The 2,326-nt window shown below is 69.9% G+C and carries 2 protein-coding genes; both read right to left on the bottom strand.

Going from position 1 to position 2,326, the window contains the following annotated elements:
- Positions 1 to 964 (bottom strand): condensation domain-containing protein (locus ACIQOV_RS37895; RefSeq protein WP_401055317.1); only part of this gene is annotated, 964 nt, incomplete at its 3' end.
- 2 nt (positions 965 to 966) lie between these two features.
- Positions 967 to 2,172, bottom strand: coding sequence for a hypothetical protein (locus ACIQOV_RS37890; RefSeq protein ID WP_401055316.1), 1,206 nt, complete (start codon positions 2,170 to 2,172; stop codon positions 967 to 969).
- Between the last annotated feature and the right edge of the window lie 154 nt (positions 2,173 to 2,326).

Genomic DNA, 2,326 nt, shown 5'->3' with positions numbered 1-2,326 from the left:
CTCGACCGCCCCGGTGTGAGGGGGTGTCCGGACGCGGGGCCGCCACATCGATCCGTAGGCGGTCGGGCATTCCCGCCAACTCTCCCTCCCAGAAGGAGAGCTGGCGATTGACCAGGCTGTTGGGGTCCTCCGGGGCACCCAGGAGATCGTCCTGCCAGAGCGTGTAGTCGACGTACTGGATTGGTAGTTCGGGCCGGGCCGGCTCCTGCCCGAGGCGGCGCGCGGCGTATGCGAGTGCCAGATCGCGGTTCAGGGGGAGCAGCGACCATCCGTCGCAGGCGATGTGATGGATGGTCAGGAGCAGGACGTGTTCGTCCGCGGAGAGCCGGAACAGCTGGGCCCGTAGTGCCGTCTCGGCGGTGAGGTCGAAGGCGTGACCGGCCGCAGCGCTCAGCGCTTCGGACAGGCCTGCCTCGGTGACGCCGTCGACCGGCAGCTCGACCGGAGCCTCGTCCGGGTCCAGGACGACCTGCTGGGGTCGGCCGTCCCAGTCGGGGTAAGCGGTGCGCAGACTCTCGTGCCAGGTGACCAGGTCGTCGAGGGCGAGTCGCAGGGCGGACAGGTCGAGGTCGCCGCGCAGCCGGTAGGCCATCGGCATGTTGTAGTGTCCGGCCGCGCCGTGCAGGCGGTTCAGGAACCAGAGGCGCCGCTGGGTCTGCGAGAGCGGGATCTCCGCCGGACGGCCCCGGGGGCGCAGTGGCGGGCGTCGGCTGCCGGAGCCCTGCTCCAGGTGCTCGGTGAGTTGGGCGACGGTCGGGGCCTCGAAGATCGTCCGGACCGGGACCTCCACGTCCAGGGCGGCCCGGATGCGACCGGCGAGCCGGGTGGCCAGCAGGGAGTGGCCGCCCAACTCGAAGAAGGAGTCGTCGATGGTGACCCGGTCGAGCCCGAGCACCTGGGCGAACACCGCGCAGAGGATCTCCTCCCGTTGGCCTCGCGGGGCGCGGCCCTTCTTCGCACTCATGGTCAGCTCCCGCTGACGGCGGTGCGGACCTGGGCGGGCCACGCTGCGGTGTCGAGGCCGTACTGGCAGAGGAAGGCGTAGACGAGCCGCTCCAGGCCGAATCCGACGCAGCCGCTCCGGGTCGGGCCGTTCGCACCGTGGTCGATGCCGAAAGCCTTGCCGAAGAGGTCGTCGTGGAAGTTGAAGGAGCCGACGGCGATCGTCTTCCCGGGCGCGACGTGGAGCCGCAGCTCGTACTTGAGCTCCATCAGCCGCTGGGACCAGATCCGCTCGGAGGTGTCCGCGCCGCAGAAGAACGGATCGTTGCCCACCTCGCAGAAGCCGCTCAGGCCGAGCTCCTCGACGAAGGCGAAGACCTTCCGCATGAAGCGCTCACGGGAGTCCAGCACGTCTTCCCGGGAGCCCATGAAGACCATCTCCCGGATGGTGAAGTCCCAGAGCCGCTCCAGGCTGGTGGCGTATGCCGCCTCGAAGCGGAACGACTTGCCGCGCGAGGTGACCACGTGGAGCCGGCCCGCCTCCAGTGTGCGGTCGCGGTACTGGTTGAAGGTGTGGTAGCACATCGTGGGCGGCAGGCAGTAGTCGACGTTGCCGCAGGAGTCCAGCACCGCGGAGTCGATGCCGGTGACGGCCTGCCGCTCCTGGAAGGCGCGGTAGACGTCCAGGTCGTTGCGCAGCCTGGTGACGAACATCAGGTGCTGCGGGAAGGCCTTGAAGTAGCCCGCCGTCTCCAGCGCCTTCGTTCTGATCAGAGTCGGGTAACGGTACTCCCGGACTTCGTGGTCCTCGGCCAGCAGGTCACAGACGGCCCGGTCGAAGTAGGTGAAGAGCGAGAGCAGCGGCTCGCCGACGGCGACCTGACCCTCACCGACCTCCGTCACCGCGCCGGTCTCGGAGAGGAGTTCGAAGACGTCCTGGTGCGGGGTGCGCTGGTGCGGCGAGGTCCAGACGGCCTTGGCCGGCGTCACCCACTGCCTTCGGACGTCGTTGTCCACCATGGAGTTGACCTTCTCGGTCAGGGCGTCGTGCGGGAGCGGTTGCCCGGAGCGGAGTGTCACGGAGCGCACCTCGTCGCCCTCCACGGGCACCACGAAGCCGGTGATCTCGGGCGACACGAAGAAGAGTCGGCGCTCGATCTCGGCGGCCAGCGCTCCGGGGATCGGGCTGCGAAGGTCGATCCGGGTGAGGACCTCGTCGGGGTGCGTCATCGTGGTTCTTTCCTCGCCGATGGGAGAACGGTCGGACGGGCCGGGGCGGGGGGGCGGGGGCCCCCCCCGGCCCCCGGGGGGGCAAGGCCCCCCGAGCCGGCCGCGCCGTGACCCCGCGGGCCAGACCCTCGACCCTGGGGGAGTTGTGGAAGTC

It is taken from the genome of Kitasatospora sp. NPDC091257 (assembly GCF_044757675.1).
Classification (GTDB): Bacteria; Actinomycetota; Actinomycetes; order Streptomycetales; family Streptomycetaceae; genus Kitasatospora; species Kitasatospora lactacystinica.
Note: the sequence above shows the minus strand (reverse complement) of the source record. Positions and strands in the feature narration are given on the sequence as shown.

What these genes read in the sequence shown, in the direction of transcription:
- ACIQOV_RS37890 (WP_401055316.1), bottom strand. Translation starts at nt 2,172, where the DNA reads ATGACGCACCCCGACGAGGTCCTCACCCGGATCGACCTTCGCAGCCCG.